Origin of the sequence: Cesiribacter andamanensis AMV16, assembly GCF_000348925.1 — a bacterium.
GTDB lineage: Bacteria > Bacteroidota > Bacteroidia > Cytophagales > Cyclobacteriaceae > Cesiribacter > Cesiribacter andamanensis.
In genome coordinates, this window is record NZ_AODQ01000011.1 from 24,318 (window position 1) to 50,715 (window position 26,398).

Consider the following 26,398-nt stretch of genomic DNA (forward strand, 5'->3'; position numbering starts at 1 on the left):
AAAAAAAACCGGTGCGTTTTGCACCGGCTTTGTATTTCCTTTTGGCTAGCCTTTTAAGTTACTGCTTCTTTCTGCGGGTAGAGGTGTTTTTCGTAGTTTTCTTCATTCATCCAAAAATCCCGGCACTCCTGCCGGCATTTTTCCAGAAAGTCCGGATCGCGCTTCAGCTCCTTCCACTGGCCCAGGCCTACCTTCTCACACATCTTAAAGAAAGTGTCGCCCTGTCCCTTGGGCTTTATTTTTACCAGCGAACTCAGTAAGGGTCTGCCCTGCTTAAACTCTTCTGTGCTAATCTCATTCAAAATCTCTCCCAGCATGTTCTTTTCATGATTGCTTTCCAGGTTCAATCCAAGGCTCATCTGGTACACCAGATTGGGATAGGATATGGGAGATTCATCTAGACGGGCAATCTGGATCAGCTTTTTTCTAATACGTTCGTTCATAGACTAAAAAGTAAAATAGCACCTAAACCTTTCAGACAAGGCCTCGTTTAATAGGCCTTATTTATGTATAACCCCAAAAAGGGGCGAATGGTTTAGCCTTTTACAGGCAAAAAGCCAGCTTTATAGGCTGGCTTTTGCACGTATCTACGGTAGGCTATTCTAGAAGCCAAGTACCTGCACATTCATGGCAAAGTTGCAGCTTTCGCAATCGCGGGCCTTGTAGGTGGCTATGCCAATCACATCGCCTTCCATATTCATCACCGGGCTGCCGCTGCTACCCGGGGAGATGGCCGCATCAATCTGGATTACGGCCTCCTTCATGCCCTGATCCCGCACAGCGGATACAATGCCGCGGGTAATGGTGCTTTCCAGCCCGCGGGGATTGCCCAGCACAAAGATATCGGTACCCTTGCGGGGGGTCTTGGAGGCAGGCTTCAGAAAGGGGTATTCCTCGCCCTCGGCCAGGTCTACCTTAAACACAATATAATCGTAGTTCTTATCCTTGGCAATGATATCGGTAACGCGGTAGCGGCTGCCATTGGCGGTACGGATCATCCACTCGGTACCGCCTTCAAACACATGGTAGTTGCTTACGCACAGGCCGTTTTCCTGCAGAAAGAAACCAGTACCCTGGCTTACGGTCTTGCCCTTTTCATCGCGGCCCAGCACCAGAAACACGCACTGCTCGGCATACTCCACCAGATCGGCAAAGCTGGAGAACTCGGTCTTTACCGGGGTGGTGGTAATGGGTTTGAGCGATTTTTTTACCGGCCCGGCTTCGGGTATGTTTTCAGAGGGGCGGTGGGTGGTAAGGGTAGAATAGGAAGAGAATACCCGCAGGCTGTCGGTGAGCCAGGCATCATTCATAGAGGCCAGGCCATGCTGCAGGATCTGTGCATTCAGGTGCAGGCCATCTACGGTGGCGTAGCCCCATACTTCCTGGGCCTCGCTGGTATTGGGGTAGTTGCTGCGGTCAAACACCACCCGTACCTTGTTGTGCAGGGCCTTGTCTTCCAGGTACTCCTGGCTGGCACTGCTGGGCTCTACGCCAATCAGATGCACCTTTTTGCCGCTTTTCAGCACAAGGGTATTACCGTCTTCTACCTGCACCACATAGTGCGGGATGTCTTCAAAATCTGTACTGCAGGCTACTGCTCCTAGTGCAAACAGACCTGCCAACCAACTAGTTCTCCAATTCTTCATGCTCCCGTTGCTGTAATTGCCCCGTTTTGGGGATTATCTGGATTAGAAACCTCCTGTTCTTTCCTTCTTCCGTAGTGCCATGGCGACCGCTGCCCCAAATTCCGCTTCCTGCAATGATCACCTCAAAATTATCTTTATCAAAGATGATGCCCTTATTCAGAGGGTGGTGAGCGCAAGCGCCCGCTGATAACTTAATAGATACGTACGCTGAATAAATTCCGGGTCCTGATTGATTTCCTGATTTTTTGGATCGCGGGCCGCCATTCCTTCTACAACAACAAGGTACTTCACATCCAGCTCATTCGCAATAGAGGCCCGGTCTGCCTCCTCCAGCAGGGCTTGTAACTGTTTGCCCGCTTCTACTAAGTTTTTGGTATATTTTTGAGGTATCTGGTACCCCCACTGTTCAAACTGAACCGGCACCATAAGCTCATAGCGCTGATTTTGGGGCTGAAACTCGAAATAAGGGCTTTCATCCAACCTATGTAAGGCTTGTTCCAATTCTTTAATTTTTTTGTAGTTGGTGGCCCATAATTCCAGCTGCTCTTCCCGCTGGCGAAAAAGCCTGAAACTCAAAACAAAGAGCACCATCATCACTACAAAAAGGGCTGTGAGCAGATCGGCATAGCTGGGCCAGAAAAAGCCTGAGGAAGCGCGCATCGACATGTCAGGTTTTTTGGTTAACGGCCACCCAATAAACGCTGCATCCAGCTCTTGCGTTCATTGAGCTGCTGCATATGACCATTTAATAGCTCCATTTCTTTGAGCAGGCGGCCCTGGGTCTGGCCATCCTGGTTGATCTTGCGAATGAGGTACTGCTGGCTTTCCAGCAGGTGTTTGAGCGTTTCGGCAAAGAGCTCCCGCATGCTTTGCACATCCTCTTCCATCTGGTGAATGGGCTGCAGCTGGTCGGCAATCTTCTGGTACACATTTTCACTTCTGAGCCGCTCGAAGTGCTGGCGCAGCTGCTCGCCGGCATCCTGCTCTTCGCGCTGCATCACCTGCAGGCGGCGCTGCACCAGGCGGCCAATCTCGTCGCCCGCTTCTATAAAGTGCTGCTCTATGCCGCGGGTGAGGCGTTCCATTTTCTCCTCATGCTGGGCCAGATAGCCCAGCTGCCGGCGGATCAGCTCCTCATTCTGGCGCAGATAGCCCTGCACATCGTCCAGCTGGCGCAGGTGGCTTACTATTTCCCGAATGTCGGAGGCCGCCTCCCGGCCGGTTTCCATGCTTTCGTTGAGGCGCTGCAGGTACTGGCCAAAGCGCTCAAACATGGTTTCATTCTGCTTGATCTGGTCAAAGAACTTCAGGTTGGCCTCCGTAAGCTGGGTGTAGTCCGACTCCTGCAGGCTAACTAAGAAACGCTCCTGCAGGCCTACATATTGGTTCAGGTTGGCAAAAACCGCTTTAAAATCGCTGACCCGCTGAAAAAAGTCCTGGTTAAAGCTGTCCAGCACCACTTTAAGATTATCCAGGCCCTGGCTCAGATCCGACTGTAGCTGGGGCAGCAGCTGAAGCTGCAAAAAGCTGAGCCAGTCATTGAGGCGGGCCGTGGCCTGCCGGTAGGCCTGCCGGTAGGCCAGGTTACTCAGCAGGGTAAAGAGCAGACCAAAAAAGCTGCCGCCCATGGCCACCACCACCCCCAGTAAAAAGCGCTCAATGGCGTCATCGGTAATGCCATCGGTCACAATGGCGCCCAGGCCCAGAATCACCCCCAGAAAGGTGCCCAGCAGGCCTATGTACAGGGGAGTAGCTACACTGGATTGCAGGGCGGTAGCTTCGGTCTCCAGCTTGCGCTGGCTCATGTCCCGCAGCCCTTCCAGGCCCGCTACCGTACCCCTGCTCCCCTGCAAAAAGGCCCAGATCTCGGTGAGCAGTTCGCCAAAGGCCGGCGAGGGGTCCTGAGCAGCCGGCAGCATCAGGGGCTTAGCGGTTGGGGATGCCTGCTGCTCCTGCAGCAGCTGAAAGCCCGGCTTTTGGGGCAGCTGCTCCACTTCCTGCTGGCTGAGCAGATAGGTGGTTGGGGCACCGCCTGCCCGGGGGCTTTCTTCTACAATCCAGAATTCGCCATCGCGGCCCCTGAGCTGCTGTTGCTTATCAGGCTCCTGGGCCAGCACAAAGGGGGCTCCCCCCAGCAGCAGCTCCTGCGGAGAGCGGGCCAGGCTGGCGCGGGCCTGTTGCTCGGGCTCCAGCCGCAGCTGGTCTTTTTGAGGAAAAAGAAGGGCCAGTGCAGCGGCCTGCTGCCGGTTTTGCCAGTACACCCGCAGCTGCAGGCCAATAATAAGGAGGATGACGAGGATTTCAAGTACGATCATGGCTTACTCAAAGCGAACCCTGGCTTTTTGAATAATCTTCCAGACACTCCCTTCTTTGCGCAGCCGCCCCTTTTGTTCGTTTACCACCCGGCTGGGGTTCTCTTCCATGCCGGAAAAATCACAGCCTTCTTCAAAAAAGCTCATGCCGTTTTGCATGGCATAGCGCTGTATTTCGGGATCTTCGGTTACCCAATAGTCGGCTTCGCCCTGCGGGGCTCCCCCCAGGCGAATGGTATACAGGCTATCGCGCTGCCGCTCCCGGCTGAGCTCATGCTGGTGAAACCCGCCCCTGAAGGGCATTTTATCATAATACAGCCCGGCGGTATCTTCTGTTCCGGCACTTCGCTCAGCAGCTGCCGAAGGGGGGGCTGGCTGGGCCTGAACGGCTGGCTGCTCCGGCGGAGGAGGCAATGTAGGGGACGTCTGCACTGGCGGTTGCTGCTGTTGCTGCCCGGGCTGCTGCGAGGGCTTGGGAGTATTGGCCAGCCGGGCAGCGGGCTCGGGCTTGCTTTGCTTCAGCTCTTCCTTTACCACCTTGCGCACCTCCAGCTCCGAGAGGGCTTTTTTAGCAGAAGGGGGCGCCGGGGCCTGCAGGTTGGCGATCATAAATTCATTTACCTGCTTCTCCAGGGTGCGAAACTCCCGTTTCATGCGGCTGTGGCGCTCTTCGTATTCTCTGACCCGCCAGATGCCAAAACCCGTCAGCACGAGCAGCAACAGCCATTGCAGGATCTCATTCCAGGGCAGGGGGCCAGAACCGGTATCGGCCTGGCTGGCGCCGGCTACAGGGGGATACAGGGCTTCGTTGCTCTCCTCCTCCTCAGGTCTGCTGCCGGCCAGGGGGTCGGCAGAGCCGGAAGGGGCTGGCTCAGGATCGGTCTGGCGCACCAGCAGCAACAGTTGTTGCTGCAGGCTGTCTACCCCCTGCAGGCGGGCGGGGCTGTTGCGCCGTACGGGCGACTGCCGCAGGCGGTTGGTGATTTCGCTCACCAGCTTTTGCAGCCGGGCTTCGGTGGTGGCATAGCCCTGATAAATGGCGGGTTTGTCTACCCCATTTAGGAGGCGCAGCACGCCCAGGCTGCCATCGGTACGGGTCATGGAAGCCCGCAACCCCTCCCAGCTCTGGCAGTTGAGGCTGGGCAGCAGGCTATCGGCCTGGTTATCTTCATACACAAAGCGGGTGGTTTCGCACCAGATGCGCAGCCGGCCCTGGGCAAAGGCGGCACTATCGGCCGGCGCCTGGGCAAAAAGGGGCTGGGCATACAGGCAAAGCAGCAGGGCCAGCAGGCTGAGTCGGTTAGCGGTCATAGTGGGCCTTGTAGATTTCCTTTGACCAGTTCGTAAAGGGTATGGTAAATCGGGTAGAAGAACAGGGTCTCCGGCAGCGGCTTTTCGGCCATGTTGCGGTGCTCCAGCAGGCGGTTCATGCCCAGGTGCAGGCTGTCGCTTAGCTTGCTGCTGATGGTCTTGCGCAGCCAGGGCAGGTCGGCCTCTATGGCAAAATCATCAAAGAAGCGTGTAAGCTTGTCGTTGCCCAGCACCAGATCAAAGAAGGCCTGGGCATTTTCCAGTACCCCCTGCTGCACGGCCTGATCGGCCTCCTGGTATCGAAGCGGGGTTTCGTACAGGTTCTGTCCCTGCCCGGTGCCCAGCATTTTAATGGGCTTGACCCCTTCATAATTGTGGATCTCCGGATTGAAGAACACCCCGCCATTGGCGGTGGCTTCCTTGGGCTTTTTGGCCTGAATGATGCGGAAATTTTCCGGCACCGGTTTCTGGCACACTTCTTCCAGCAGCACCCGCGTAAGCCGCTCCAGGCTGCTGGTATTGCTGCCACCGCTCAGGAAGTTGAGGTACAGGCTGCCCTTGCCGCTAAAGGTCATGTAGCGGGGTATGGCCAGGCCCAGATAGTTGATGGTTTGGGCGCTGTGGTAGATAATGGCCGTATAGTGCAGGTAAAACAGCACCCGCAGGTAACGCGCCCGGATGAACACATTGTTAAAAATGGCCGGATCTACGCTATTGAAGATGTCGTTGAACACATCGGCCGAAGTCTGGCTGATAGACTTTGCCTTAAAGGGCTTATCGGCCAGCTTCTGGTAGGCCTGCAAAAAGCCGTTGTCAATGGTAGAGATCTTGTTAAAGCCATCGCCCCAGAGCGCGTAGCCCGCAAAGCGGAAAGACGAGCCCCAGGCCGGCTGCTGCTCTACAAAAAAGAGAATGTCGGTAGAGCCACCGCCAATGTCAATGTTCAGCAGGTGATCGTGCCGGGTGGGCACCACCTCCCCGGCCGATGCCAGGTAGTAGTAGGGCGCGGCCGACTCGGTCAGGTGCAGGGGGGTACGCTGGCTGCGGAAAATGTGCTGGTAGTTGCGCGTCCATTTCTCCTCAAAAAGATTGAAGGCAAAGGCATCCAGGCTTAGGGGCGAGAACCACACCAGGCGCGTTTGCTCCAGGATGCCATCATTGAGCGCCACCTTGTGCTTGATAAGGCGCAGCAGCTCCCGGAAAAAGACATCAATACGGTCGTTGCCCTTGCGGTCCAGCTCGGTATTCCACTTGAGCTCGGTCTTGTAGGCGGTATGGGCAGGCACATCCAGCTCTTTGTTGATGCCAAAGCCTATGTTGATGTTGCCCAGCATATCGGTAGGCCGGGCGGTAAAATCACTTACCTCGCAGCTGGCCGTACGAATGGGGAAATGCACCTCGGCCCCGCTGGCCTGCCCCCCGATGAGGTAAGGAACAAACTCGCGGTTCACCACCGTATCAATCTCCATGGCCCGGTGCAGGGAAGCCTGCTTGAAGCGCTGCAGGGGCAGCAGGCCGGGTTCATCCGAAGGTTTGTTGAGCATGACCAGCTGCTGATCGCTCTCCTCAATGGTAAAGGGTTGTGGCGCCACGGTATTGCCGGTGGTGTAGGCAATGTGGGTGTTGGTGGTGCCAAAATCAATGGAAAAGGTAAAGCGCTTGGTGCCGGGGCCTACCTCCTGCCATTTGGGCACCAGCAGGCCCCGCACCGGCTCCTGGCCCCGCTCGGTAGCGGGGTGGATGATCTCGGCAAAATCAAAATGGGTATTGCTTACCTCATAGTAAGTAGAGCCGTAGGAGCCCTCCTGCTTGCTGATGCGGCGGGTCTTGCGTACCCCCCTACCCTCGGCCGGTTTTCCCTCGGGGGTTTCGCGCAGAATCTGGTTCTCCAGGTAAAACTGCATGTCGAACTCTCCAAAGGCGGCCTGTCCGCTTACCTCCAGGTCTACCAGCATCACCTTATAATAATCATTATAGGCGGCATCGGGCAGTTTCATGAAGGGGAATACCCCCAGGCCCAGGCGGGCATCCATGATCTTGCCTTTTTTGGGGATCTCCTGCCCGCTGGCATCGCGGGGGTTCTGCGGATTTTCGTAGTAGATCTTTTCAAAGAGAATCTGCCCCCGCTTAACCGGCACGGCCAGCTGCACTTTTACATAGGCCGGGTCTACAATAAAGGTGAGGTATTTATCCAGCTCCCGGAAGCTGAAATACTGGAAATATTCCCGCTTGATGGGCAGCAGGTAATTGAAGCGAAACAGGCGCTCCCGCTCGGCTCCGTTCTGGTACTGCACACGCCCGTAGTTAAAGCGCTCGGTGTTGAGCTCGTAGGGCAGCTCCAGCAGATAGTCTTCCAGAAAATCGCCGGTGGTCAGGTAGGGGTATTTATCGGACAGGCCGGGCAGTATGCGGCTTTCAGCAGGGGCACTGTCCTTCAGGGGTACATCGGTCTCCTGCTGCCAGGGGCCGGACACATAATTCCAGCCCGGGTAATGGCCCGATTTAAGAATAAGGGGCAGACGGTCGGTGGCAGGGGTGCGGCTGGGCTGCAGCACAAAATCACTTACGGCCGCCACATTGATGTTACCGGCCGGGGCCGAGGCCAGGCGTACCTCCCCTACCGCCACCTGGCTGTTGGTATCGTCCCGCAGGGCCTCATACTCGTTCAGGAAGTTATCGGGCCCGTAGCCGGCCTCAAACTGCAGCTGGTTGAGCTGCTGCTGCAGCTGGGGCTCTGCCTGGCGCTGCGAGAGGGTCAGGTACTCATACATGGGCTGGCACTTGCCCTTTAGGATCGGCCAGGCCTGAAAGAGCTTGCTCAGGTAGAGCTGAAAATCATCGGGCCGCTGGTAGAGGGGCACCGGGCTCTCAAAAAGGCGGTAGCCCTTGCTGCTGCTTAGGTCCAGCCCGCCCAGATCGGGCAGGGTAAACACCAGCGTAAAGGGGCTGGTGCCGGCTATGATCTTGTAGTTGTAGTAGATCAGGTATACATCCGTAAAGCCGGCAAAGGGGCTTTTGGGATTAGTGTAATTTAGGAACAGCTGCAGCGTGTTGGCCAGCAGCTGGTGCTGGGGGGTGGCGCTGAGCTGCTGTAGCTTTTCATTGATGTTCCAGCGGCGGATGAGCAGGCGCTTTTCGGCCTGCTGGTATTTCTGAAAGTTGTAGAGCAGCTCCAGCACATCCAGGCATTGGGACACCATGCGGTGGTAAATGGTATTGTCGCTGAGGTCCTGCCTGGGCGAGTTCACCACAAACTCAAAGGCCGTGCGGAACAGGTGCATGCGCGCCAGCGGCGAGGGAATAGAGGTAGACACCCGCCTGGCCCGGCCCCCGCTGGGGTCTGAGATGTGCTGAATCAGGCTGCTGTCGATCTGAACACTTTGCTTCCAGCCTTCCAGTTCGGTAGAAGCATTCGTATGGAGTCGGAGTACTTTCGCCATAAAAAAGGGGGTATCAGATGCCGGGCATCTTGCTGGTGTAAAAATCTTCGGTAACGTGGTTGAACATCTTCAGGAACTTGCGGTTGGGATTGGCCTCGGAGGTGAGGTTGCGCTCCTCCTTGTTGAGGCGTACCACAAAGCCATCCTGGGTAATGCCCTTGTTGAAGAAGCTGCGGCTCACCGGCTTGCCCTGTACCAGCAGGTTCAGGTCCTGGGTGCTCAGGTTAAAGGGGGCAAAGCTGCGCTTGTTGCGGGCCAGCTCTTCCAGCCAGGCAAAGTAGCCCCATTGCTTGTTTTCCAGAAAATGACGCAGCTCTTTGTGGAAGCTGTCATTGGCAAAGGCAGCATCCAGGTTCAGGGCCTTGTAGTAGTTCTTGCCGGCATCTTCCCGGATCATATCCTTATAATACTTGGCAAAGAGCTGAAACTTGACCATCTGCTGCCCGATGCGGTGCAGGGTCTCCTCATAAAGCTGCTCAAAGGTGATGGAGGGAGCATCCTGCCGCAGGCCGTATTCGTGGAAGAGGGTTTCCTCGCCAAAATCGGCATCCTGGTAGTCCATAAAGTCGATGATGGACAGGGCCGCCAGTACCTCTACCAGGTGGGCATCGTTGCGCTGGCTGGCGCCGCCGGGCCGGTTCTCGTAGGGGGTATCCGGATTGTCGGCAATGTAGTAGAGGCCGTTTACTCCATGCAGGTTGTTTTTATAATAGGCCAGGGCATCGCGGGTTTTGGTAATGAAGGCATTGGAGTCGATCACACTTTCATTTTCGGTCTGCAGCCCAAAGTAGGGCTTCACCGTAATGGCCCCGATAATGGCCGAGGAGATCTCGCCCGCATTTTGCAGGCCGGAGTTGGGGTTGCGCAGGTTTTTGATCAGCAGCGGAAAGCCCGCCGCCCCCGTGCCGCCAAAAATGGAGCTAATGATAAAGATGCGGTCGCCCTTGCGGAAGTTATCGGCAAAAAAGCGCAGCTCCGGGGAGTTGATCAGCTTGTTGAGCACCACGCTGCCCACATTGGGACTGCCCTTGAAGCCAATGGTCAGGGGGCTGTTGAGGTTATCCTGCGTATAGAGCAGCTGCACCAGGGCCTGGGTGTCGGGGTCCATCTCATTAAAGTGGATAAACTCCTTAAAGCTCTGGTTGATGCCCCCAAAATCAAAGGTAAAGGCATCCTTTACCCGGCCTTCGCCGCGGGTATCCATATCGGCCAGTTTGCTGATATCGGTCTTGAAAAAGCCGCTGTCATGCCCGGCTACCCCCTGCAGGCGCTTGTAGCTTTTGAGCATTTCTACCGTGCGGTTAAGGTCGGCATTCTGCGTATCGGGGTCTACGATAATGGGGATGACCGTATCGGCCTTGATATCCACGCCGGCGGCCATAAGCATGCCAAAGGAGCGCAGCACCCGGGCGCCTGTGCCCCCTATACCGAATATGAAAAGTTTAGCCATAGTTAAGTTGAGTTAAGCCGGAAACAAAGAAGCTGTTTTGGGCGGAAATGTTCGCTGCCAGACCGCAGGCAAGGGCCGGGGAGCTGGTGGCAAAACGGTGCGTGCATGCCCAAACACCCCCTTGCGCAGCGGCTGGGTCAAGGGGTCTCCCCCTGCTATCCAAGTGTTAAAAAGGCGTTCGGGCAGCGTTGTACGAACGCCACTTTAGCAGTAACGAAAACAAAAAGAAAAACAGTGCGCTGTAAAAGGCATTGGCAAAGGCAAACCAGTATACGTATGAATCAGGCGTTACCTCATGCAGGCGGCAATAATAAATGGCGTAGCCAAACGCAATACCGGCATTGATCAGGAGCATGCCCAGCCAGTGATACCAGTGGCTGAAGCGGGCGGTGCGCATGACATGGTTCAGTACATAGTAATACACCAGTACCAGCACCAGGGTGATCAGCAACAGGCTTACCCCGCCTACATCGGGAAAGATCTCGCTCCGGTACAGGGGGGTCTCCATAGGCGGCTCCGGTTTGCCGATGAGCAGCTCATACAAGAACCGAAAAACGTTTTTCATACTTAGTTGGCTTTCTTAATGCTAAGGTCAAGGGCAAAAACAGGCTCCCGTTCTTGCGGATAGAGCCTGCGCACCCCTTCCAGGATCTCGGTAAGGGCAAAGGTGCGCGGGCCGGAATCGTTGGGGTTTCGGTCGTCATCGGTGGTCCAGGCCTCGGCCCACTGGGGGCGGTTGGCGGGCAGCGTCAGGCGCAGGTTCAGGGGGCTGTTGCGGTCATCCAGGCTGGCCACCTTTAGTTTTACCAGATGGGTGTAGCACTCCAGCAGCTGCCGGTCTTTGGTGCTTACCTGCTCCTTTTCTGAAAAATCCTGCCGGTTCCAGACCCCTTCCACTTCGGTAGTGCCGTTGCTGGACTGCACCTGCAGGTGTCGGCTCAGATAATCGGGGGTTCTGTACTGGCTGGGCAGGGCCTCCAGGTTGAGGCCTACGCTAAAAGACACCTCACCCTGGCGCAGTTCCTGGGTATTGTCGATGAGGATGGTCTGCGCATCGCCGGCCAGATACCAGCTACCCGAGCGGCCCGAGCCCGGCACTACCCCATAAGCCGGAGCGCGGCGGGCATAGCCGCTTTGCATGCTGGCCGCCACCGGGCTGCGAAAGAGGCGGGCCGCCATCATGCGCACGGCCGGTTCGGGGCCTATGATCCATACATAGTAGGGAATGTCTGTTTCGCAGCAATTGGCTACGGGGCTTGCCTTGGGGCTGGCTTTGGAGCCTGCCGGGTAAAACGTGCCCCTGAACTCCGACTGAAATCCATAGACCGCTACCACCATGCCTTTGTCCTGCAGGGGAAGCAAGGCCCGCCGGATGTCGTTGGAGACATAATCCCGATCCCGGGTATTGGGGGGCGAATAGATAAAGTCCGAGATAAAGATGCTTACCTGGCCCTGGCTGGCATAGCGACCGGCAATCTGGCTCAGCAGGTTAGGAATGGGCGTGCTGGCCCCGGCCTGTGCCAGCCCTTGCCGCAGCATGCTCTGAAAACGGTCATAGCCAATGGGGCGGATATTGTCCTGAGCCGTATAGAGCCGCAGCAGGCCCACGGCCTCCTTGTTGCTTTCGGCATTGGCCAGGATATCATCTACCTGCTGCTGAAAGGCAGTCTGGCGGCTTTGGGTAGGCATAAAGCCCTTCATGCTGCCACTGGTCTCTACAATGATGTTGAGCGTATCCACACGGCTGGCAATGGAAACCGCGGGCGCTGTGCTGCAGCCTGCATCTGCCGATACAGGCTGCTCACTATCGGCGCCACAGGCTGTGCATACCAAAATACCCAGACAGAATACAAAAAGGTTTCTGCAAGTCATAGTCAAAAATGGAGGCAGCCATAGCCGCTTGGTCTAGTGCTTAACGTCTCCGGAAGCGATTTAATATATATACGACCAGCGCAACTATGAGGACTACGATAATAATGCCTACCCACATGCCGGCTTCAAAAATTCCGAGTACCACATCGCAGCTGGTAGCGCCAATTAACAAAAAAAGGAATAAAAATACGGTTTGCGGCTTCATAAATAATGGTTTTTATTTACCCTAACCCAACGGACTGCCTAATTGTTGCTTTCAAACAATCCGGCCCTTAACACTGTTTTTATCCCAGGCCGTATCCCGGTTTTTTAATAGTCACAGAATCAAAATATTATCGATGGAATCTAATACACTTGCCATTGTACTCATACTTGCCGCAGCCCTTATTCCCATTGCTGCTATTTTATTGACCATGCGGGCCATTCGTAAAAAAAGAGCCCGGGGCAATGAGCGCAGCGAGGACAAAACCTTCACATCGGTTAAAGAAGAGCGGCTCCGAAAAAGGGGCGATTTGTAGGCATAAAAAATCCCGTCGGCATCTGAAGCCGACGGGATTTTTCTTTTTGGTTTATTGGCTAGTATGTGTAGGCTGCTTATCGCAAAATATAGAGCTTTCCAAATTCCTGTTTAAAGGCCTTATCGCCCTTGGTAGCCCGGTGTTTCCACAAGGTCGCATTGCTGCCGCCAAACACCACCCGGTACAGATAGACCCCATTGGCCAGGCGGTCGCCCCACTCATCGGTACCATCCCAGGCATATTGCGTCAGGTTATTGCCAATGCGCAGGGGGCCCAGCTCCTCTTTCATGATCTCCCGCACCACCTTGCCGCTTACGGTCATGATCTGGATCTTGAGATCGTCCGGAATCTCATTGCCTGTAAGGGTAAAGGCAAAACGGGTAGCCGTAGAAAAGGGGTTCGGATAGGGGTAAAAGTGCGTAACGGACGACTCGCTCACCACCTCAAAAGCGATGGTATAGGGGCGGGTACCGGCTTTGTTGCCGCTGGCATCCTCGGCCTGTACCTGCAGGGTATAGAGACCATCTTCCAGTGGTCCGGCCGAAAACTCTATCCGGCAATTCTCCTGCGGTGAGGCGGGATAAAAGCGTACCGCTGCACTTTGCAGGCTGATGCGCTCGGCGGTGCAGCCTTCGCACTCCCGCTTCAGGTAGAGGTGAATGCCGGTGGTATCCTGCTTGAGGCGCACGCGGTTTTCATCCCGGATCATGACCGAGATCAGCGGGTTGGGGCTTACAATCTCTCCGGAGGTAATGTAGGACCCATCAAAGGCCACATCGATGAAGGGATGCAGGCTATCGCCCCTCACCCGCATGAAGTTGCGGGCATCAAAGACGTTGTTTACCAGGGTGACTTCGGTGGTCGGATAGGGATTCACCCGCAACTGCAGGTTGTTGTCGCCCAGGTTTTTATCCGAGTGCATGGGGCGGGCAAAGCGTACCGTATCGCCGGGGGCAGGTGCCTTGATCTTGAAGTTTAGCTGCTGGGTAGTGCTCTTATTGACATTGAACATGCTGGAGCGCACCTCCAGCGAATCGGCGGCGTAGGCCTGGTCGGAAATGTTTACGAATTTAAAGCCGGGCCTGAGCACCACTCCTTCTCCTACCGTATAGCTCCGCTGCAGTGTATCGCTGGTCAGCAGCACCCCTTCCGGCAGGGGCTGATAACCTACTCGCCAGAACCTGAGTTGGGGCGGAGTTTGGTTTTCGGGATCATTTACCTGAATGCGCAACTTCAGATAGGGGTACTGGGCAGCATCTACTGTCAGGGGCGTAGTGCCGGACTTGCTGATCTGCTGCAGCTCTGTTTCCTGCTGCTGGGCGGTTACGCCAACCACCTTCAGCTCCCAGGAGTCTCCTGCCTGCTCTTTCATGACAATGGCCAGATCCTGCCAGTTGGACGCCGGCCCGATGATGGGGGTTTCGATTGTTCCAATGCCCGGAGTACCTGTAATTGTTTCCGTCAGCTGAATAAGCTGCTGGTTGGCTGGAAGCGCCTCAGCAGATTTATCGGCTACTGCAACTTTAGCGGTACCAGGGGCAGCTCCTTTCCGCCCCAGAATTACAAGAGGCTCACCATTGGTTAGCTGATTCAATACACTTGCCTCTACTCCCAGATTTTGAACCTGCGCTTTTACAGAGGCGGGCCATTGGGTATAATTGTTGGTTCCGATAGAAAACAAGAGAACCCAATCACCTTCCGGCACTTCAATTAAATAGCGCTCCAGATTATAGCCATCGTTATTGCCACCCACAACATCATGTGCCTGAAAGTTATTGATGATCTGCGGCACAGTACCACAGGATTGCGATGCCAATACCCCCTCAGGTTTTGCCAGGGGAGCTTCAAGCTTATTTTTATCAAAGCGAACGGCATTCATTGAGTTATTGGAGCAGAAACTTCTAAGGCTGTTCACATTATACTGGGCGCCATTGATCATCAGTTCAACATCCGTATAGACCATATTGGGCGCTTTATCACCGAATGTAGTGACCCGTACAGGAAGTTCAAGTGGAACATATGACCATTTGCGTCCGCTTTCTACTTTAAGAGCAGTGAGCTTACTTTCTCTAAACTGACCCTCATGCGCCTGTGCCCAGCCCTGAGGACCATTGTGAAGGTACGTAAAGGAGCTGCTTATTTTAGAAGCATCTTCATTTTCGGCAGGAGTGGTAAGGCGGGTGTTCCAAAAGAATACAAGGGTATCTAGCGGATTAACTTTAGGTTCCGGCAGGTTTACCCTCCAGCTGGCAAGCGATCTAACCATTGCCTCATGCTGCTGCAGGGAGGTACTTGAAAAGGTGAATGTTGTATCGAGCTGAAAAGCAATGCCCCTTATAGGATGCAACAGGTTCACCCCTTGAGCGACAAGCGTTACCTGATCTTCCTTTACAACTGCATACTTGTAGGGTAAAATATTCAGCGTACCTCCGGCCGGCAGAAATACCTGTACCTCCCCGCTGTTATTTGCCATGTCAGATTCCTGCAGCTTACCGGCTGGGTTAAGGCTTACTCTAAACGTATACAATCCAGGACCTTCTAACTGTCCGGACTCTATTTTTATGGATACAGTATCCTGAAAATAGACTGGCCGGTGGTCAAGTATGCGAAGGGTTTGAGGGGTGGTACCTTCTCTCCAGTATTCTAGCTGAACTTCCAGCGAATCTGGAACTGCTTTTCCAAAATTCCTGATAATGGCATTGATGGCCAGTGAATCTGCGCTTAAATTCAGTGGCTGTCCGTTTACAGGTTCTACAGATACATGGCTGTCATTGGTTTCATAATCTGGCAGCGCTATATCAAATAACACCAGCGTTGGATCCCCCTGTAAGATCATTTGCTGAGCCTGTGTTATTCTAATTGGCGTTACACTGCCACTGGACAAAAACCTGCGGATGGTCTCTTGCTGAATGGTACCGATAGAGGCTCCCAAAAAATTGCTATCCGCTGCTGCTACACTATAAAAATTATAGGTATACTGATGGAGCATATGGCTATACCCATTATTGCTATGGGCAATAAAATTTACAGCTCCTTTTTCTGGTGCAGATATCCAATCCTCCCCCTGCGAGACCGCAGCATTGAAAATGTTGCCGGATTCGCATCCATTTACCAAAATTCTGGTATACCGTCCTTTATTTGCATAGCCGTTGCGTGGATTAGAAGCTAGTCCTATATCAAAACTGATCACATAGGGGCCAGAATGGCCAAAAAAAGTAATTAGCCGGGTACCCTCATTTACCTCTTTTGAGATATTGATTTCCTGCACTGCACTATACTCAGACTTGGTTATGGTGGTAACATCCCCGCCAAGGTAGGGGCCCTCCGCTATAAATTCATATCCTCTCAGATAGGAACTAAATAAAGCGGCTTCTGATGCATTATTGCCCCCACTCAAATGGAGCAGCGATTTCTTCCAAAGGGATAAAGGAACAATGGCTTCATCTTCAATTACCTTATCCAGATAGGCGGCCACTTCTTCGGCTGTTCTGGCACTGATTCTACCAACTGGAAAGGCAGGTCCATATCCCGACCCATTTATATGGGCAACATAGGGTATATCACCCCCTGGCCAGCCAAAGGTAGGAACCAGATCTTTATTAACATTTGTCCAGTTTGCTGTTCTGTAATACCGATTGAGCAGGTTGATCGATTTCCCGATCAGAAACAGTCCCTTCGGCAGCTGATCCTGTGCTACATACTGCGCAAAATGGCGGATCGATAGCGGTGATACCTCGCCATAAGCGAATTGATCGATCAATTCCTGTATTTCCACTACAAGGGTATCGTAATTGCCCCCTGCAGCAGACGCCCGGTAAGCAGCGTACGCCCTTACGGGATCTTCATACCCGCCCGCCGGCTGCATCAACACTTTATTTGAGACAATTACAAAGTCAGGATTGCTGGGAAGTTGCCTGAATTGCACCCGCTTAGGCCACTGAATGCCCTGTGTTTGCGCACTTACCAGCAGCACCTGCTCAGAGTTATTTGCAGGCAGTATGCTTTTTATTTTATTCCCTTCCCGTTGATAGAAGATTCTTCGAACCGTAGTGGGATCACTAATATCATAGATACCAGCATCCGCCGGCACATTATCTATTTCGACATAGCGCTCTGATCCGGAAGGAGCAAGACGAAATACCCGTTGAACGCGTTGCTCCATATTCCAGCGACGTGCATACCGAAAACGTATATATGAAACAGATACACGTTCAATACCATCTGTACTCACCCGTACAACGGACTCATTATTTGCTATGGCCGACCAGCTAAGCGGCTCCTGGAGGTTGTAAAAAGTGGCTCCGGTAAAAGTAGCTGTATGAACCGTAGTTAAAGCCGAGCTGGTTGGCCCAACCTCAACAGGTATAGTTCTGTCTATGTTGTTGCGGCCAACAAGCTGCATAGCCAACTGAGGCGAAGGCCCTGCCGTATAGGCATCCGTTAAGTTGGTAAATGGAAAAGTTCTTGAGCCTACATTGGCGATCACAGGACCTGACCAGCCCTCCCCCTCATCGCCATAGGTTAAATAGGTATTTAAGACCCCGTTAATGTCATATACCTTTCCCACCATATAATCGCTTGTGTAAAGCTCCAGCCGCTCCTCCCAATAGTAGGGCTCGGGGCTGAGGCCGCCGGTGTTGGTGCGGTTGAACTGTTCCATGCGCTTGCCCGGCTCGCCACCGGGACGATAGGTCAGAAAGTAGGCCGTGGTATCGGAATAGAGGTTGTAAAAGTTGTGGGGCTGCAGTTCAGGGGTCAGATACAGCTCCTTATCCAGGGTGCCATCGTTCCGTTTTCCGTAAAAAAGCACGTAGTCTCCGGCCTGCAACTGCCCATCGGCCTCGCCGGCCACTTCTATGGCCTGCTCTACTCCGCGGTGAAACAGCTGCAGGCTGCGGGGGTCCAGCTGCCCTACCGGAAAGCCTACCTTCTGCATATCCTCGTAGCTGATCTTATAGATGCCATCGGCACCAATGCCAATGCGCATGTAGTGCTGATCGTAGCGAATCCACTCATTGCCAAAGGTCTGGGCCTGTAGCAGGGCCGGGCTGCTCAGCAAAATGCTCTGCAGAAGAACCAGCTGGAGTACCGTATAGAGGGTTCGGTTACTCATTCTTATTCCTGAAATTAAAGGTAAGACTAAAGATGTGGGAATAGGGGGCATCCGAGACATTGCCCAGGTCGGTAAGGGCATAGTCCAGACGGATCATGCCCAGGCGAACGCCCAGGCCACCCGTGGGCTGCATGGTGTAGCGCTTGCTACGCTCGGGATTCAGCTCCCGCACCTGCTGAAACTGCCCAATGCCCCCTCTGAGCCAGATCACCCCTTTGTAACCCAGCTCCATGCCCAGCTGGGGATCTACCGACACCGGATCGCTCTTCAGCAGCACATTGCGGGGCCCGTCAAAGGTAGTTACCAGATCGGCTGCTGCCAGCAGGCTAAGGTCTTCTCCAAACCGAAACAGGCGCCCCACCCCCAGTACGGCTTTGGGCAGGGTGATCTCCAGGCTGTTTTCCGGCACCTCATTGCCCGTTTGGGCATACACATCCTGCAGCAGCTCGGTGTTGATGGACCAGGCATTGAAGGTAGTGGTAATGTCGCGCAGCATCAGGCCCAGCTGCCAGCCCCCACGCTGCCACTGCAGGCCGGCATCCAGCCCAAAGCCCCAGGCATTGGCAAACTTGCCCACATTGCGGTGCACAATCTTGGTGCTGGCCCCCGCCCGCAGGCCCGGCACCTGCGGAATGTGGCGGGCATAGGAAAGCAGCAGCGCATAATCGGCCGCCGAAAAGAAGCGAATGTTGTCGTAATTGAGCGTACCGCTGGCATCGTACAGAAAGCGGGTGTCGGGGATATCATCTACGCCAAAGCGGATCAGGCTGATGCCCAAACTGCTCAGGGTGTCAATAGGCGTGCTGTAAGCGGCATAATCAAACTTGGCAATACCGGCAAAATGCTCGGAGTGCATCAGGGCCAGGCTATGATCGGCCTCTACCCGCAGCAGGCCTGCAGGATTCCAGTAGCCGGCGGTCACCCCCCCTACATGCGCCGCCTGCGAGCCGCTCATGGCCAGTGCCCGCGCTCCTACCCCTATGGACAAGAATTCATTGCTGTACTTGGGAGTAAGAGACTGGGCCAGTGCAGGCAGGCAACCCACACTCAGAAGAAACAAGAACCAATAGCGAAACTGCATAGGACGTAAGGAGCTGCAGCAGGCAGCCGGATAGTAAGGAGCCAGTGTATACAAAAATAGTCTATTTTCAGCTTCTTCCCATACAAAATAGGCATAAGAGGTAACAATTGCCACTTATCCTAAAAAATTGCCACTTGAAGCCCCGCCCGGCCAGATTTGGAAAGCCCGAAACTTTTTTACCTAGTACCTTGTATAACAGAGTACCTTCTTATACCTTTGTCTTAGATCCTACGCAATACCGACTCCTATGAATATCGAGAATGCACAAATACAGATGAGAAAGGGAATCCTGGAGTTCTGCATCCTGCACATCATATCCCGTGGCGAAGTATACGCCACCAATATGCTGGAAGAACTCACTGCCGCCCACATGATGGTGGTAGAAGGCACTCTCTATCCCATCCTGACCCGTCTGAAAAATGCCGGACTGGTCGAGTACAAATGGGTGGAAAGCCCTTCTGGTCCACCCCGAAAATATTACAGCCTAACCCCTACAGGTTTTGAGTCGCTGGACAAGCTGCGCGAAACCTGGCACGAACTTGCAACCTCAACTAACCAAATCATCAACCACACCCAATTAACCGGTCAGTCATGAAAAAGAGTATCAGCATAAACATCAGTGGCATGCTCTTCAACATTGAAGAAGATGCCTATGAGCGCCTCAAGCTCTACCTGGATGAGATCAAGCTTTACTTTGCCAGCTACGATGCCGACGGCGAAATTGTAACCGACATCGAAAGCCGCATTGCCGAGATCTTCTATACCAAGGTAAGCCCCAGCAAGCAGGTGATTACCCTGGGCGATGTGGAGGCCCTGATTGCCCAGATGGGCAACATACAGGATTTTGCCGCCGTGGAAGCAACCTTTGAGGAGCCACAGGCCAGAACTTCCACCCATACCAGTAGCAGCACCTATTCCAATACTGCCGCCGGCAGCGGCCCTGCTGCGGAACCGGCTGCCTCTAATAGGGGCCGCCGCCTGTACCGCGATGAAAGCCGCAAGGTAATCGGCGGTGTTGCAGCGGGTATTGCCCATTACCTGCGCATAGACCCCATGTGGATACGCCTGCTGCTGGTTGGCTTTATGGCCTTTGATGTGTTCCTGACCCTGGCCCTGAGCAGCAGCGCCCTGGTGGTAGCCTACATCATACTCTGGATTGCCCTGCCGGTAAGCAATGAGCTGGTTGAGGATAAGAAGTACAAGAAGATGTACCGCAATCCCGATGATAAGGTACTGGCCGGTGTAGCCGGCGGTCTGGCAGCCTACTTTGGGGTAGATGTGGTGCTTATCCGCATCCTGTTTGTGCTCCTGTTTGTCTTTGGAGGCTCGGGCTTCCTGATCTATGTGATTCTCTGGATCAGCATGCCCCTGGCCAAAACCCTTACCGACCGCATGCAGATGCAGGGCGAGCCGGTAACGCTGTCCAACATTGAGCACCAGATAAAAAAAAACCTCAACCTAAAAGAAGATGAAGAGGAAAGCTTCGGCGTACGCATGCTGCTGTTCCCCTTCCGCCTGGTGGCTACCCTTTTTTCGATAGGCGCCCAGGGAGTAAAGTCTTTTCTTAGCTTTCTGGGCGAGGCAATCAGAGTTGTAAGCGGTTTTGCCCTCTCGCTGGGCGGTTTTGTAGCCCTGCTGGCCATTGTCGTCATCGCTACTGTGGTAATGGGAAGTTTTCCAGACACCTATGCCCACATCTCGGAGATCAGCGTGCCGCTTAACCTGCTGCGCAATACCCTGCCGAGCCCGCTGCTGCTGGCCAGCTTTGGCCTTGTTGCCATACCTGTGTTCTTTGTGCTGATGATTGGCATAGGCCTGCTGGCCCGTCGCTGGGTACTGGGCACCGGCCCTAGCTGGGCGCTGGCCGGGCTGTGGCTCATTGCCCTTATCAGCACCGCCGCCATGGCCCCCGAGGTGGCCATGAACTACCGCACCGAAGGCTACTATGAAAGCAAGGCTACCTTTGCCGCCGATAGCAGCCAGACCCTTGTGCTACGCATGGAAAACGGACATTGGAAGGACTTCAACAACATTGATCTTACTATAAAAGGCACCCCTGAGGGCAGCGTGTTGCTGGAGCAGAAAATCTGGGCCAGAGGCGCCACTGATGAAGAGGCCCGGGAGCATGCCCAGCTGGCCAGCTATCCGGTAGTGCAGAAGGGGAATACGCTGCTGTTTGCCGACCAGCTGCAGCTGCCCGACAACAAGCCTTTTTATGCCCAACATGCCAAGGCTACGCTCTACATCCCCTATGGCCAGGCCTTCAGCATGGAGTGGGGCATGCGCAAGATCCTCTACAATACGCTTACCCCCTGGGGCTACCGTACCGAGGATCTGGGCGACAACCTCTTTGCCTTTAACCAGCAGGGTGAGCTGGAGTGCCTGACCTGCCCGGCCGAGCGCACTCAAAAAGCCCGCACCCAAAAAGAGTACAGCATCACCCAGCAGGGACGCATTCTCAATTACCGGGACTTTAGCGAGCTTCAGGTAGGCAGCCATTACCAGCTCACCCTGGTAAACGGGCCCGACTATAAAGTGGAGGTCAGCGGCAAAGACAAAGACCTGGACCAAATGGAGGTGGAACAGAAAAACGGCATCCTCTCCTTTTTTACTGAAGGCTGGACGGGCAAACTCTGGAACAGCAGTGGCCATGAGCAGGGCAAAGTCAAGATCTTTGTATCTGTACCCAACCTGGCCGGCCTCTACCTTTCCGGCGCCAGCACAGCGGAGGTAAAGCTGCAGCAGGACCAACCCCTGAAGGTTGCCCTGAGCGGCGCCTCCGAAATGCAGGGCACCCTGGAGGTAGACCAGCTGGAGGTGGACATGAGTGGCAGCAGCGAGCTTACCCTTGAAGGCCGCTGCCAAACCCTTAAGGCTGAACTGAGCGGCGCCTCCCAGCTCATGACCGATGCCTTCAGGGCCCTGAGCGCTACCGTAGACCTTGGGGGTGCCTCTGAAGCGCGCCTTTGGGTAACAGACCGCCTGGCAGCCGATGTTTCCGGCGGCAGCGAGCTGGCCTACAAAGGCCGCCCGGCAACCGACTTTAACAAAGGCAGAGGCGCCGAGATAAACCAGCTGGGCGACTAAGCAATACTCGCCCCCTTGCCAGCCAGCCCTTGGCCGGCAGCGTCTGACTAGACTCTTTTTCTCTCGATAGTGTGGTTGACGAAAGCAGCTCCTGACCAGGGCTGCTTTTTTTGCTTTTGCCACATTCCTGATTCCCTGTGCAGGCAAATCCTAAAAGAGTAGTATCTTCACTTTAAAATAGACAAACATGATCCGATTAGCCTTTTTTTAAGTCTTAGTCTGCTCCTTATGGCCAATAGCTGCGATTCCGATACTGTAAAACAAGGCCTTAGCGGCCAGGTGATCTGGGTAGAGGGCAACCAGATGCCCGGCATCATTGATGATACGGCCCCCAGCCCCAGCCCCAGCCCGGAGCGCCCACAGCCCCGGGGAATTGAGCGGGAGGTGCACATTTATGCTTTAACCAAGACCAGCCAGGCACAGGCCAATGGGGTATTTTATAGCAATCTGCAGACCGAGCTGGTAAAAACGGTACGCACCAACGAAGAAGGCAACTTTACGGTAGCCCTGCCCCAGGGCAGCTACTCGGTATTTGTTCAGGAGGAGGAAGGCTTGTTTGCCAACCTCATGGATGGCGAAGGCAACATAAATCCGGTAACAGTAAGCAAAGACAGCCTGAGCACCCTAACCATAGAGGTGAACTATAAGGCTGCCTACTAAAGGGACGATAGGCAAAGCAGGGCGATGGTACAAGCCGGCTAATGCACCCTCCTACAGCTTGCATTAGTACGGCCAGGGGCTACTGGTAGTTAAGCTGTTTACGGCCGCTTATCCCCTTTTTTGCAGGCACTCAAAATCTTTTTTTACCCCCATGCAACCTTTGTCTGCGGGGCTGTATCTATTAAGCAAAGAATCTCCTACACCATGCGCCTACGCATCTGGAAAAAAGCAGAAGAGCAAGACCTCGTAGAAGGCTGCAGGCAGGGCCAGCACAAGGCCCAGCGCAGCGTATACGAGCAGCATGCCCCCCAGATGCTGGCGGTTTGCCTGCGGTATGTGCACGACCGCAGCGAAGCCGAAGGGGTAATGGTCAATGGATTCCTGAAGGTATTTGACAAGATCGGGCAGTACAGCGGTGAGGGAAGCTTTGAAGGCTGGATCCGCCGCATCATGGTAAACGAATCCCTGCTGTACCTGCGCCAGAATCGTCATGCACACATGATGGTGGAGGTAGAAGCCGCCAGCCGCGAAGTAGTGCACACCGAAGATGCCTACCAGCAGCTGGCCGCCGAAGACCTCATGGGCCTGGTGCGCAAATTACCTGAAGGCTACCGTACGGTATTTAACCTCTATGCCATAGAAGGCTATGCTCATAAAGAGATTGCCGAACAACTGGGCATAAGCGAAAATACCTCCAAATCGCAGCTAAGCCGGGCCCGTGGCCTGCTGCAGCAGTACGTAGCCGCCCTAATGGATACAAAGAAAACCGAAGCCGTATAAGCCATGAAAGAGCACAACATAGACCAACTCTTCCGGCAGAAGCTACACCAGCACACTGCACCCCCTACTCCCGCTGCCTGGGAGCAGCTAAGCGCCGGACTAAACGCCCGCCGCCGCAAGCGCGGAGGGTACTATGCCGCCGCTGCTGTGGCCCTGTTGCTTCTTTCGGCCGGCTGGTTCGGGCTTCAGCACTACCAGCCCCAGGGGTCTGAGCGTACCCCTTCGGTAGCGGTAAACGAACAGACAGCCCCCGTTCGTAGCCCTCAGCTGCCAGAAGCCTCCCCTTCTGCTTCAGCATCAGAGCGGACCACCCCTGCCGAAGAAAGCAATCCCCTGCCTGCTGTACCGCAGGCTGGTACTCCTCCTGAAGCCGCCAGCCTGGCCGCAAACCAGCCAGCCACACAGGGGGGCACCAAATTGGCTGATGGCCGCAACGCCTCCGGTGCACAGCCCCGCACAGCCACACCGAAACCAGCGCTGCTGCAGGCCGAAACCGCCCTGGCCGAAGCCGAAACGCTTCCTGACCTTAGGGGCCGGAACGCAAGCCTGGAGCTGGTAGCTGAAACGCCCATGGCACTGCCCACTACCGATCTGGCACTGGCAGGCACCGAAGCGGTCATTATCCGCTATGATGCCAGAGATGCCGTAGCCCTTGCAGCGGCTGAGGCAGAGCCGGAGGCCGACGAGCCCGATACTGCTCCTGAAAAAGTACTCTCGATCTTTCAAAAAGTGAAACACGGAGAAATTGGCCTGGCCGACATCCGCCAGGCCAAAGACAACCTGCTCTCCGGCAGATTTAGTAAGCCTTAAACACACACCCCATGAAAACGATACTCGCCAGCTTACTAGGCACACTTTTGTGCCTGGCCAGCCCCTCCCATGCCGTTGCTTTTCAGCAAAGCCCGCAGACTGGTACGCCAGTACAGCAAGACACCATCACCATTGAGATTGGTGCCGATAAAAAAGTGATCATACTGGTACGGGACAAACAAGCCCTGCGCAGCCTGCAACAGTACGACCTCAATAAAATGGTGCGGGAGCTGAACATACAGGCCGAAGCCGCCGGCACTACTCAAACCATCATCATTACCGATGAAGAAGGCAAACGCTACCGGGTAGCCGGTTCCGAAACCGGCACCCCCTCCGGCAGCGACACTACGCAGACAAATGAGGAAGTAGAAGTAGAGATTGTGGTAGAGGAAATGGAGAAGGAAAAGGGCGAGTTCAATGTGGTCTTTAACAGCCGGGACAAGAACCGCAAAAAAGACTTCAGCCGCACCCGCAGCTCGCTGCTCTTTGATCTGGGCATGAACAACTACCTGCAGGATGGCGCCTTTCCGCAGGAGAACGACGCCCAGTATGCCGTACGCCCCTGGGGCTCCTGGTACGTAGGCGTCAACAAAGCCTTTACCACCCAACTGGTGGGTCCCCTGGCCCTGCAGTGGGGCGGTGGCCTGAGCTGGTACAACTTTAAGTTTGAAGATCCCAGCACCCGCATGGCCAAGCAGGACGGACAGATCGTATTCACACAGGAGCAGCGCTCCGAGATCCACTCCGACAAAAGCAAGCTAACGGCCTCCTTTGTGAATGTGCATGCAGTGCCCATGCTGGACTTTGGCTACCGCCGCAAAGTGGTGCAAAATGAAGATGGCACCAAAACCGTACAACGCTGGCACCAGAACAGCTCCTTCAGGATTGGCCTGGGTGGCTATGCCGGCTACCGGTTGGGCAGCTACACCAAGATCAAGTTTGAGGAGAACAACGACACCAAAAAAGACCGCAACCGCAGCGATTACTACCTCAACAACTGGCGTTACGGAGCCCGCCTGCAGGTAGGCATCAAGGGGGTAGATCTTTTTGCCCAGTACGATCTCAACGATCTGTTCTCAGGCAACCGGGCCCCACAGCTCAACGCATTCAGCTTTGGCGTAACCTTCTAATGCAGCCTGAAGATCCTACCAGAAAACGGATGTTGCCCCCTGCAGCATCCGTTTTTTTATGCAGCATTGCTCAGCAGGGCCTGCTCTTCTTTGCTTAGCCTTACGCTGCTGATAAAATGCTCTACCGTTGGCCGTACCGAAGCAATCAGAATAATAAGCAGCAAAAACATAATGCTGTAAAACAGCAGGCCTGTAGCCCAGATGGCTGCTATTGGCAGCAGCATCAAAAACCCAAGGATCAGGTGCAGCTGCATGGAATGGCGTTTATAGGCCCTGAACTTCTCCTGCAGCGGCAAAGCAGCAGCCCCCGCGCCCTGGCCTTCTGCAAGGCTCCGGTTCTTGCTGCGGTAATTTCGCAGAACCAGAATAGCCAGCACCAGCACCACCAACCAAACCCCTATGTGCAGCGCTACGGCCTCCCCCACGCTCAGGAACGGCCGGTAACCAGGCTGGTTGGCATCCAGGTACATCATGAGAAAAAGCAGCAGGGGCACCGCCACAATGGCATAAAAAATGGTTTGCAGCTGCTGTAGCTCCCGCCCCATGGGCGAGTCGGGATCAAGACGAATGATAGGCATTAATGAATAACTATTTATTTTAAGAAGAGGGCCCGCAAACGGGCTATAGGGTAGCTAGTAGGGGCCTGATCACCAGGCTAGTCTTCCAGCTCAACGATCATTTCAATTTCTACCGACATATTTCCGGGCAGGGAAACCATGCCCACCGCCGAGCGGGCGTGCCTGCCCTTCTCGCCAAAGACCTGCACCAGCAGATCAGAGCAGCCATTGATCACTTTGGGCTGCTCGTAGTAATCGGGGGCGGAATTGACCATGCCCAGGACCTTTACCACCCGCTTTACCTTGCCCAGATCGCCGCCTGTGGCATCGTTCAGGCTGGCCAGCAGGCAAATGGCCACCCGTTTGGCGGCTTCGTAGCCCTGCTCGGTGCTGAGGTCGCTGCCCAACTTGCCCCGGTCTACTGCGGTAGGCTCGCCACAGGCACCATGGCCGGACAGGTAGAGCATGTTGCCGCTGCGTACCCACTTTACAAAATTATTACTGGGAGTGCTTACCGGCGGCAGTGTGATGCCCAGGGCCTGCAGGCGCTGGGAGGGGGTTTGGGTTTGGGCCTGGGCCATGGCGGTAAGTAGCAGAAAGGAAACAAAAAGCAGTAGACGCATCGCAAAAA

The 26,398-nt window shown here is 54.7% G+C and carries 20 protein-coding genes; 7 read left to right on the forward strand and 13 right to left on the reverse strand.

Annotated features, from left to right (window positions below; translation table 11 throughout):
• Positions 1-53: 53 nt before the first annotated feature.
• The 9 genes from ADICEAN_RS03450 to ADICEAN_RS03490 all read right to left on the reverse strand — a co-directional run bounded on the left by ADICEAN_RS03450 (position 54) and on the right by ADICEAN_RS03490 (position 12,031).
• Complete coding sequence (locus tag ADICEAN_RS03450) at positions 54-443, reverse strand: hypothetical protein (protein ID WP_009194135.1); 390 nt, start codon at positions 441-443, stop codon at positions 54-56.
• 159 nt (positions 444-602) lie between these two features.
• Positions 603-1,646, reverse strand: coding sequence for a S1 family peptidase (locus tag ADICEAN_RS03455; RefSeq protein WP_009194136.1), 1,044 nt, complete (start codon positions 1,644-1,646; stop codon positions 603-605).
• Positions 1,647-1,802: 156 nt separating this feature from the next.
• On the reverse strand, positions 1,803-2,240 hold the full coding sequence (locus ADICEAN_RS03460; protein ID WP_152426304.1) for a hypothetical protein: 438 nt from the start codon (positions 2,238-2,240) through the stop codon (positions 1,803-1,805).
• A gap of 86 nt (positions 2,241-2,326) precedes the next feature.
• Positions 2,327-3,961, reverse strand: a complete 1,635-nt coding sequence (locus ADICEAN_RS03465; protein ID WP_009194138.1) for a hypothetical protein — start codon at positions 3,959-3,961, stop codon at positions 2,327-2,329.
• A gap of 3 nt (positions 3,962-3,964) precedes the next feature.
• Complete coding sequence (locus tag ADICEAN_RS03470) at positions 3,965-5,269, reverse strand: hypothetical protein (protein WP_009194139.1); 1,305 nt, start codon at positions 5,267-5,269, stop codon at positions 3,965-3,967.
• Positions 5,266-8,709, reverse strand: a complete 3,444-nt coding sequence (locus tag ADICEAN_RS03475) for a hypothetical protein (RefSeq protein WP_009194140.1) — start codon at positions 8,707-8,709, stop codon at positions 5,266-5,268. Before ADICEAN_RS03475 ends, ADICEAN_RS03470 begins: the two co-directional genes overlap by 4 nt.
• 13 nt (positions 8,710-8,722) lie before the next feature.
• Positions 8,723-10,159, reverse strand: coding sequence for a hypothetical protein (locus tag ADICEAN_RS03480; protein ID WP_009194141.1), 1,437 nt, complete (start codon positions 10,157-10,159; stop codon positions 8,723-8,725).
• A 166-nt stretch (positions 10,160-10,325) separates the two neighbouring features.
• A complete protein-coding gene (locus tag ADICEAN_RS03485; protein WP_009194142.1) occupies positions 10,326-10,724 on the reverse strand; it encodes a hypothetical protein in 399 nt (132 codons plus the stop codon).
• Positions 10,725-10,726: 2 nt separating this feature from the next.
• Positions 10,727-12,031: a hypothetical protein gene (locus ADICEAN_RS03490; protein WP_009194143.1), complete on the reverse strand. Its 1,305-nt coding sequence runs from the start codon at positions 12,029-12,031 to the stop codon at positions 10,727-10,729.
• A 338-nt stretch (positions 12,032-12,369) separates the two neighbouring features.
• Here ADICEAN_RS03490 and ADICEAN_RS03495 point away from each other — a divergent pair, with 338 nt between their 5' ends.
• On the forward strand, positions 12,370-12,549 hold the full coding sequence (locus tag ADICEAN_RS03495; protein WP_009194145.1) for a hypothetical protein: 180 nt from the start codon (positions 12,370-12,372) through the stop codon (positions 12,547-12,549).
• Between the two features lie 76 nt (positions 12,550-12,625).
• Here the strand turns inward: ADICEAN_RS03495 and porU2 are convergent, their stop codons facing one another.
• Complete coding sequence (gene porU2 / locus ADICEAN_RS03500) at positions 12,626-17,662, reverse strand: putative type IX secretion system sortase PorU2 (RefSeq protein WP_009194146.1); 5,037 nt, start codon at positions 17,660-17,662, stop codon at positions 12,626-12,628.
• The gene (locus ADICEAN_RS03505) at positions 17,655-18,743 is read right to left on the reverse strand and encodes a putative type IX sorting system protein PorV2 (RefSeq protein ID WP_009194147.1); all 1,089 of its coding nucleotides are present in this window, start codon (positions 18,741-18,743) and stop codon (positions 17,655-17,657) included. The genes porU2 and ADICEAN_RS03505 overlap by 8 nt, the downstream gene beginning before the upstream one ends.
• A 247-nt stretch (positions 18,744-18,990) precedes the next feature.
• Here ADICEAN_RS03505 and ADICEAN_RS03510 point away from each other — a divergent pair, with 247 nt between their 5' ends.
• The 6 genes from ADICEAN_RS03510 to ADICEAN_RS03535 all read left to right on the forward strand — a co-directional run bounded on the left by ADICEAN_RS03510 (position 18,991) and on the right by ADICEAN_RS03535 (position 25,210).
• On the forward strand, positions 18,991-19,338 hold the full coding sequence (locus tag ADICEAN_RS03510; RefSeq protein ID WP_009194148.1) for a PadR family transcriptional regulator: 348 nt from the start codon (positions 18,991-18,993) through the stop codon (positions 19,336-19,338).
• Entirely contained in the window at positions 19,335-21,830 is a 2,496-nt protein-coding gene (locus ADICEAN_RS03515) for a PspC domain-containing protein (protein WP_009194149.1), read from the forward strand. The genes ADICEAN_RS03510 and ADICEAN_RS03515 overlap by 4 nt, the downstream gene beginning before the upstream one ends.
• Before the next feature lie 228 nt (positions 21,831-22,058).
• Positions 22,059-22,490 carry a hypothetical protein gene (locus ADICEAN_RS03520; protein WP_009194150.1) on the forward strand — a complete coding sequence of 144 codons (432 nt, stop codon included), beginning with the start codon at positions 22,059-22,061 and terminating at the stop codon, positions 22,488-22,490.
• Positions 22,491-22,694: 204 nt separating this feature from the next.
• Positions 22,695-23,270: an RNA polymerase sigma factor gene (locus tag ADICEAN_RS03525; protein WP_009194151.1), complete on the forward strand. Its 576-nt coding sequence runs from the start codon at positions 22,695-22,697 to the stop codon at positions 23,268-23,270.
• Positions 23,271-23,273: 3 nt separating this feature from the next.
• Complete coding sequence (locus tag ADICEAN_RS03530) at positions 23,274-24,080, forward strand: hypothetical protein (RefSeq protein ID WP_009194152.1); 807 nt, start codon at positions 23,274-23,276, stop codon at positions 24,078-24,080.
• Between the two features lie 11 nt (positions 24,081-24,091).
• Positions 24,092-25,210, forward strand: coding sequence for a hypothetical protein (locus ADICEAN_RS03535; protein ID WP_009194153.1), 1,119 nt, complete (start codon positions 24,092-24,094; stop codon positions 25,208-25,210).
• Positions 25,211-25,266: 56 nt separating this feature from the next.
• Here the strand turns inward: ADICEAN_RS03535 and ADICEAN_RS03540 are convergent, their stop codons facing one another.
• Together ADICEAN_RS03540 and ADICEAN_RS03545 are read right to left on the reverse strand one after the other, a co-directional pair.
• Positions 25,267-25,788 (reverse strand): hypothetical protein, encoded by a 522-nt coding sequence (locus tag ADICEAN_RS03540; RefSeq protein WP_009194154.1) that lies wholly within the window; start codon positions 25,786-25,788, stop codon positions 25,267-25,269.
• Positions 25,789-25,865: 77 nt separating this feature from the next.
• Positions 25,866-26,390, reverse strand: a complete 525-nt coding sequence (locus ADICEAN_RS03545) for a RidA family protein (protein WP_009194155.1) — start codon at positions 26,388-26,390, stop codon at positions 25,866-25,868.
• Positions 26,391-26,398 lie beyond the last annotated feature (8 nt).

What these genes read in the sequence shown, in the direction of transcription:
- ADICEAN_RS03525 (WP_009194151.1), top strand. Translation starts at nt 22,695, where the DNA reads ATGCGCCTACGCATCTGGAAAAAAGCAGAAGAGCAAGACCTCGTAGAA.
- ADICEAN_RS03535 (WP_009194153.1), top strand. Translation starts at nt 24,092, where the DNA reads ATGAAAACGATACTCGCCAGCTTACTAGGCACACTTTTGTGCCTGGCC.
- ADICEAN_RS03470 (WP_009194139.1), bottom strand. Translation starts at nt 5,269, where the DNA reads ATGACCGCTAACCGACTCAGCCTGCTGGCCCTGCTGCTTTGCCTGTAT.
- ADICEAN_RS03530 (WP_009194152.1), top strand. Translation starts at nt 23,274, where the DNA reads ATGAAAGAGCACAACATAGACCAACTCTTCCGGCAGAAGCTACACCAG.
- ADICEAN_RS03485 (WP_009194142.1), bottom strand. Translation starts at nt 10,724, where the DNA reads ATGAAAAACGTTTTTCGGTTCTTGTATGAGCTGCTCATCGGCAAACCG.
- ADICEAN_RS03510 (WP_009194148.1), top strand. Translation starts at nt 18,991, where the DNA reads ATGAATATCGAGAATGCACAAATACAGATGAGAAAGGGAATCCTGGAG.
- ADICEAN_RS03515 (WP_009194149.1), top strand. Translation starts at nt 19,335, where the DNA reads ATGAAAAAGAGTATCAGCATAAACATCAGTGGCATGCTCTTCAACATT.
- ADICEAN_RS03545 (WP_009194155.1), bottom strand. Translation starts at nt 26,390, where the DNA reads ATGCGTCTACTGCTTTTTGTTTCCTTTCTGCTACTTACCGCCATGGCC.
- ADICEAN_RS03465 (WP_009194138.1), bottom strand. Translation starts at nt 3,961, where the DNA reads ATGATCGTACTTGAAATCCTCGTCATCCTCCTTATTATTGGCCTGCAG.
- ADICEAN_RS03540 (WP_009194154.1), bottom strand. Translation starts at nt 25,788, where the DNA reads ATGCCTATCATTCGTCTTGATCCCGACTCGCCCATGGGGCGGGAGCTA.
- ADICEAN_RS03460 (WP_152426304.1), bottom strand. Translation starts at nt 2,240, where the DNA reads ATGATGGTGCTCTTTGTTTTGAGTTTCAGGCTTTTTCGCCAGCGGGAA.
- ADICEAN_RS03490 (WP_009194143.1), bottom strand. Translation starts at nt 12,031, where the DNA reads ATGACTTGCAGAAACCTTTTTGTATTCTGTCTGGGTATTTTGGTATGC.
- ADICEAN_RS03450 (WP_009194135.1), bottom strand. Translation starts at nt 443, where the DNA reads ATGAACGAACGTATTAGAAAAAAGCTGATCCAGATTGCCCGTCTAGAT.
- porU2 (WP_009194146.1), bottom strand. Translation starts at nt 17,662, where the DNA reads ATGAGTAACCGAACCCTCTATACGGTACTCCAGCTGGTTCTTCTGCAG.
- ADICEAN_RS03495 (WP_009194145.1), top strand. Translation starts at nt 12,370, where the DNA reads ATGGAATCTAATACACTTGCCATTGTACTCATACTTGCCGCAGCCCTT.
- ADICEAN_RS03505 (WP_009194147.1), bottom strand. Translation starts at nt 18,743, where the DNA reads ATGCAGTTTCGCTATTGGTTCTTGTTTCTTCTGAGTGTGGGTTGCCTG.
- ADICEAN_RS03455 (WP_009194136.1), bottom strand. Translation starts at nt 1,646, where the DNA reads ATGAAGAATTGGAGAACTAGTTGGTTGGCAGGTCTGTTTGCACTAGGA.
- ADICEAN_RS03475 (WP_009194140.1), bottom strand. Translation starts at nt 8,709, where the DNA reads ATGGCGAAAGTACTCCGACTCCATACGAATGCTTCTACCGAACTGGAA.
- ADICEAN_RS03480 (WP_009194141.1), bottom strand. Translation starts at nt 10,159, where the DNA reads ATGGCTAAACTTTTCATATTCGGTATAGGGGGCACAGGCGCCCGGGTG.
- ADICEAN_RS03520 (WP_009194150.1), top strand. Translation starts at nt 22,059, where the DNA reads ATGGCCAATAGCTGCGATTCCGATACTGTAAAACAAGGCCTTAGCGGC.